Here is a 6,448-nt window from a genome sequence, read left to right as displayed (position 1 = left end):
GCGGGCCACCGGATCGGCGGGCGGCGCGGGCCGCTGGCGTGCCGCGTCGGGGTGCCAGACGCGGTAGAGGCCGCCCCGCGTGCGGCGGCCGCCGAGGGCGAAGTACACCGCCCCGTCGGCGCCGACCTCGAGATCGGTCACATTGAGCGGCGTCCCCATGACGAACTCGCTGATGGCCTCCGTGTAGCTCGCGCCGGCCGGCTGCTGGCGGCCGACGAGAATGCGACCGCGCGACCAGTCGGCGACGAGGAAGGCATCGCGGTACTCGGAGGGAAAGGCCTCGCCCTGGTAGAAGGTGACGCCGACCGGGGAGCCGCGTCCGAGTTCGGACAGCGACGGCAGGGTGTCGGGATAGACGGTCGGGAAGGGCCCGGATCCGTAGCGGAAGCCGTAGTCGGCGCCGGGCAACAGGTGCAGGGTGCGGACCGGACGGTACCAGGGCAGGTTGATGTCCCACTCCATGTCGGAGTCGAACGTGAACAGCTCGCCGGCCAGGTTGAACGCGGCGTCGTAGGCGTTGCGGAAGCCGCCGGCGACGATCTCGATCTCCGGCGTGGTGGCCGGCCCCGTGGCGGCCATGATGCCGGACAGGCTTAGGCGGGCGATGAACCCGGCTGGCGCGCGCACCTGGTTGCCGTGCCCACGGGCATCGCCCATCACCGGCAGCAGTTGCTCTTCCCCGGCATTCTGGAACGGCGATCGCGCCGAGAACGACGCTTCGGTACCGCCGAAATTGCCGATCATCCAGTAGACGTCGCCGTCGGGCCCGAAGACGAGCGCGTGGGCACCGTGTTCGCCGATCGCGTACGTGCTGCGCGCCACCAGGATGGGCGCCTCGCCGACGCCATCGCCATCGGCGTCGGGGATGCGATAGAGGGAGGCGATCGTCGGCTTGCCGGGGCCATCGCACGTGGCCAGCAGGTCGCGGCCGGCAAACAGCAGGCCCTGGCAGTTGGTGACCGCGTCGGTGATCACCTGTTCGGTGTCGAAGACGCCGTCGCCGTCGGCATCACGCAGCCGCACCACGGGGCCGTACTCCTTCGACACGACCAAGTGGCCGTCGGCGTCGAAGGTGACGTTGACGATCGAGCCGGCCTTGCTCGCCGGATAGACCTCGGCGACGGCAAAGCCCGGCGGCACCTTCAGGGTCGCGCCCGCGGCGGCCGCAGCCTGACCGGCGGGGGCCTGCGCCGGCGCGCGTCGGGCGTCGAGGGTCAACCCGGTGACCAGACCGCCGGCGAGGAACACGAACGCCGCGGCGACGGCGCGTTGCGAGACACGTGGTGTGGGCATGGCTCTGGGCTGGCCACCCGAGAACCGGCGTCGGGCGGCGAGGCTCGTCGTCATCAGGATGACGCTATCAGCGTGACGCTATCACGGTGACAACGCCGCTGGTAGAGGTCGCCCTCGTTCGCCGGGGATGTCGGGGCCGACTCCCGAGGTCCGACCTACGGAATGACGCGGATCCCCGCCGTCAGGCCCCAGGCGTACGGCTTGCTGCCGTCGGCGCCGACGCCCACGCCTGGCCGGACGTAGGCGCCGAGGCGGCTGAACCACTGGTAGCCGACCTCAGCGCTGAGTTCGCCGTATGTGGACGCGCGGGCGGCGTCGAACACCACCTGCGGCTGCGTCGCCAGCCAGAGCCGCGACGTCGGCCGCCACACGCCGTAGAGACCGACGAGCGTGTCTTCCACCTCGGTGGCGAACGCCTCACCCCCCATGCCGGTGCGATAGGAGAGGAACGGCGCCAGGATGGTCCCCGTCGCGGGCTGGAAGACGACCTGGACGTACGGCATCAGCGTGTGCACGCCGAGCCCGAATTCCTGGACGGTGGCCGTGTCGATAGTGGCCCGCATCCCCACGAGCAGCCCCCGGCGCGGCGACAGCCAGGGCGTCCACTCGACGTTGGCCGACACGTCGCCGAGGCCGGTCTCCCGGCGGCCGGTCAGGTTGCCAACCACCAGCGGGAGTCCGGCGGAGAGGGCCACGCGGCGATGCAGGATGGGCACCACATGCCGGTACGTCGTCTCGTTGAGATGGAAACGCTCGAGGGTGACGTAGGTGGTGGCGACGATCACCTGATGCTGCAGGTTCAGCGGGTTGGTGCCGGTCTTGTCATCGGTCGGCGGCTGGTGCGGGGAGGCGCCCACGAGGCCCTGCGCCGAGGCGGGGCCGGCCAGGCCGAGGACGAGCAGGAGGCTGCCGATCGAGGCACGCATCGGGCATCAATAGCACGGTGGCAATTGGAAATTTGAGAATGTGAAATTCCAGGCGGCTCGGCCTTTCGGCCTTCGCCGCTTGACACAGCGGGTAGGGCAGGCTCTCCCCGAGCCGGCCGTCTCCGGGGCTCCTGAAACGCCACAGGGGCGAGAGGCCGCAAGGCCCTCGCCCCCGTGAATTTCACATTTCCAATTTCAAATTACCCACATCAGCCGCAGCCGCTCGTGGTGCCGCAGTTGGCGCACTTGTAGCAGGCACCGCTGCGCACCATGATCGACCCGCAGGTCGTGCAGGGCGGCGCGTCCTCCTGGTTCTGCATGGAGGCGAACTCGGCGCTGGCCTTGCCGGCCGTCGCGGCGGCGATGGTGGCGGCCACGGCCGTGTTGGCCGGCGCTTCAGCGGCGGCCAGACCCGGGTCCGGCATGTTGACGCCGGCGCGGTAGCGCGCTTCGGGCGACATGAACTTGGTCGCCATCCAGCGGAACACGTAGTCGACGATCGACTTCGCGAAGCGCACCTCGGGGTTGCGCGTCATGCCCGACGGCTCGAAGCGGGCGTGGCTGAACTTGTCCACCAGCACCTGCAGCGGCACGCCGTACTGCAGGGCGTAGGAGATCGCCTGCGCGAAGGCGTCGGCAAAGCCCGAGATCGTCGAGCCCTCCTTGGCCATCACCAGGAAGATCTCGCCCGGCTGCCCATCGTCGAACAGCCCGACGGTGATGTAGCCCTCGTGGCCCGCGATGTCGAAGCGGTGGGTGATCGACGGGCGTTCATCCGGCAGCTTGCGACGCACCGGCTGCGGCACGCCACTGACCACGGCCTCGGTGGACGCCTGCTTGTCCTTCGAAGTGTTCAGCGGCTGGGTGCGCTTGCTGCCGTCGCGGTAGATCGAGACGGCCTTGGCGCCAAGGCGCCAGGACTGCACGTAGGCCTCCTGGATCTCCTCGACGGTCGCATCCTTGGGCACGTTGACGGTCTTGCTGATGGCGCCCGAGATGAACGGCTGCACGGCGCCCATCATCTTGATGTGGCCCATGTAGTGGATCGAGCGGTCGCCCTTCAGCGCCTTGAAGGCGCAGTCGAAGACCGGCAGATCCTCGGCGCGCAGGTGTGGCGCGCCCTCGATCGTCTCGTGCTCGTCGATGTAGGCGACGATCTCCTTGACCTGCTGCGCGGAGTAGCCGAGCTTGTCGAGCGCCATCGGCACGGTGCCGTTGACGATCTTCATCAGGCCACCGCCGACCAGCTTCTTGTACTTGACGAGCGCGATGTCCGGCTCCACGCCGGTGGTGTCGCAGTCCATCATGAAGCCGATGGTGCCGGTCGGCGCCAGCACCGTCGCCTGCGCATTGCGGAACCCGTGCTGCTCGCCGATCTCGATCGCGTCGTCCCAGGCGGCGCGGGCCGCCTCGAACAGATCCTTGGGCACGTTGGTGCGATCGATCGCCTTGATGGCGTTGCGGTGCTTGCGCATGACGCGCAGGAACGGCTCGCGGTTCTTCTCGTAGCCCTCGAACGGGCCGCCGTGGTCACGCGCCACCCGGGCCGACTGGGCGTAGGCCTCGCCGGTCATCACCGCGGTGATGGCTGCCGCCATGTCCCGGCCGCCGTCGCTGTCGTACGGCAGGCCGCGCGACATCAGCAGGGCGCCGAGATTGGCATAGCCGAGGCCGAGCGGACGATAGGCGATGCTGTTGCGCTCGATCGCCTTGGTCGGGTAGCTGGCGTTGTCGACGATGATCTCCTGCGCGGTGATCAGCACGCGGCAGGCGGCACGGAAGCCGTCGACGTCGAACTCGCCCTGCTCGTCGACGAACTTCATCAGGTTGATCGACGCGAGGTTGCACGCCGAGTCGTCGAGGAACATGTACTCCGAGCACGGGTTGCTCGCGTTGATGCGGGCCGTGTTCGGGCAGGTGTGCCAGTCGTTGACCGTGGTGTCGAACTGCATGCCCGGATCGCCGCAGACATGCGTCGCCTCGGCGATCTGGTGCATCAGGTCGCGGGCCTTGTAGGTCGCCATCGGCGACCCGTCACGCACCGCGCGCGTGGTCCATTCCTTGTCGTCGAGGACGGCGCGCATGAAGTCGTCGGTCACGCGCACGCTGTTGTTGCTGTTCTGGAAGAACACCGAGGCGTACGCCGGGCCCGTGAACGAGCCGTCGTAGCCGGCGTCGATGAGCGCCCAGGCCTTCTTCTCTTCCTCGACCTTGCAGTTGATGAACTCGACGACGTCCGGGTGGTCGGCGTTGAGGATCACCATCTTGGCGGCGCGGCGCGTCTTGCCGCCCGACTTGATGACGCCGGCGAAGGCGTCGAAGCCCTTCATGAACGACACCGGGCCGGAGGCCGTGCCGCCGCCAGCGAGCAGCTCGTGCGCCGATCGGATCGCCGACAGGTTCGAGCCGGTGCCGGAGCCGTACTTGAACAGCATGCCCTCGGTCTTGGCGAGGGTCAGGATCGACTCCATCGTGTCCTGCACGGCGTTGATGAAGCACGCCGAGCACTGCGGGTGGGGTTCGATGCCGCAGTTGAACCAGACGGGGCTGTTGAAGGCCGCCTTCTGGAAGACGAGGAGGTGCTTCAGGTCGTCGCTGAAGGCCTGCAGGTCGTCTTCACTCGCGAAGTACTTCTGCGTGCGCGCCCAGCCGGTGATGGTATCCACCACGCGCCCGATCAGCTGACGGACGGAGCGCTCGCGCTCCGGCGTGCCGATGGTGCCGCGGAAGTACTTGGAGACGACGATGTTGGTCGCTTGCTGCGACCAGGTCTTCGGGATCTCGACGTCGCGCTGCTCGAACACGACGTTGCCCTTCTCGTTGCCAATGATGGCCGAGCGGGTCTCCCATTCCACGGCATCGAACGGGTCCATCCCGTCCCGCGTGAACGACCTGGGAAACTCCAAGCCCGGAACCGTCACGACATCAGCGGCGCCAGTCGACTGGCCGAGGACGCTCTCGACCGACTGTGCAGACTGCATTCCCTTCCTCCTCATGCCGGCACGAACCCTCCCCCGGGTCGGCGCACGGCGATGTCTGTGTGAATCTGGCCCGTTCGAGCACCGAGACCGCCCGCCGCGGCAGACATGCGGCGCCATCCCGTCCTGATCGGGCGCGCGCCGGGTGACGGCACGTCTTGGCGCTGCACACGAACCACTGTGGGAGGCGCGATCCGTCCTGCGTCGTGTCCTCGCTCGTGGTGACTCAGGGACCCGTCGCTCCGAGTGGCTGGGTGCTCTCGGGTAGGGCGAACTTCGGCGCTTCGGAGAGTCACTATGCTCCCCAGCCTGAGGGTTGTCAACGGGAATTTACACCACATCTTGTGCGTCCTGCCTGGATGACACCCAATATACAGGCCAACGCCCGAATCTCCCGCAAGGCGTTCCAGCAGCGTCACTTACGGCGACGGACATGGGTCGGAGGCGCCTGGCAACGTGCCCGGAGGAGAGAGGCGAGGGCGGGAAACCGGTCGGTCCGGTCTCCCGCGCGGGTGGTGCGGGTCTCAGGAGGATGGTGCTCCTTGCGGAGCGGGGGTACTCCTTACGAGAGCAAACGGGATGCCATCGGCCGATCCGGCCCGATCCGCCGTGTCTGGCGCCAGAGACGCGACAGAACAGCGGCCGCCGGAGGGACGCGTGCACGGGCAGCCCCGGCGAAAGCGGCCATGTGTACGGCGGAGATACAGGGGACGGGAACCGGGCACCGGGCACCGGAAGCCGGGCACCGGGCACCGGGAACCGGGAACCGGAAGCCGGGCACCGGGCACCGGGGAACCGGATACCGGGAACCGGGCACCGGGGAACGGGGAACCGGATACCGGGAACCGGGCACCGGGGAACGGGCGCCGAGTTGGGAGGGCCGGCTCGCCGAGCCGGCCGCCCTACCGGCTCAGGCCCTTGGCGAGGGTCTCGGCCTTGTCGGCCAGGTACGACGCCAGCACGAAGTTGCGGTCGACGATCGCCTGCCTGGCCTGGTCCACGAAGCGGCGTGCCGTCTCGTGCTGCTGGCGGGCCTGCGGGCCCAGGGTCTCGGGCTTGACCCGATCCAGCAGACCATTGGCGCGATCGAGGACTTCCGTGGTGCGGCGCTCCGCGTTGCTCTCGTCGGCGGTCTGCGGGGTCCTGAGCAGGGGCCCCGTGTTGGGGGCCGGCTCGGTCGGCGTCGGCGGGACGACCTCGGGAGCCGCTTCGGGGCGCGCCGGCTCGGCGGGCCGGGCCGCATCGGGGCGC

At 68.8% G+C, this 6,448-nt stretch carries 2 protein-coding genes and 2 pseudogenes; all 4 read right to left on the bottom strand.

All coding sequences use genetic code 11. The features are described 5' to 3' along the window. A pseudogene (locus Q0C41_RS28745) lies at window positions 1-1,293 on the bottom strand (PQQ-dependent sugar dehydrogenase); the annotation flags it as partial. Window positions 1,294-1,448: 155 nt separating this feature from the next. Then, window positions 1,449-2,219, bottom strand: coding sequence for a hypothetical protein (locus Q0C41_RS28740; protein ID WP_291989993.1), 771 nt, complete (start codon window positions 2,217-2,219; stop codon window positions 1,449-1,451). Window positions 2,220-2,428: 209 nt separating this feature from the next. Then, window positions 2,429-5,200, bottom strand: coding sequence for a vitamin B12-dependent ribonucleotide reductase (locus tag Q0C41_RS28735; protein WP_291989991.1), 2,772 nt, complete (start codon window positions 5,198-5,200; stop codon window positions 2,429-2,431). Between the two features lie 899 nt (window positions 5,201-6,099). After that, a pseudogene (locus Q0C41_RS28730) lies at window positions 6,100-6,448 on the bottom strand (hypothetical protein); the annotation flags it as partial.

It is taken from the genome of Luteitalea sp. (genome assembly GCF_022842525.1).
In the GTDB taxonomy this organism is placed as follows: domain Bacteria; phylum Acidobacteriota; class Vicinamibacteria; order Vicinamibacterales; family Vicinamibacteraceae; genus Luteitalea.
This window is presented reverse-complemented; position numbering and strand designations above follow the sequence as displayed.

Bases quoted from the DNA above. Each gene is read 5' to 3' on its own strand.
- Q0C41_RS28740 (WP_291989993.1), bottom strand. From the start codon at position 2,219: ATGCGTGCCTCGATCGGCAGCCTCCTGCTCGTCCTCGGCCTGGCCGGC.
- Q0C41_RS28735 (WP_291989991.1), bottom strand. From the start codon at position 5,200: ATGCAGTCTGCACAGTCGGTCGAGAGCGTCCTCGGCCAGTCGACTGGC.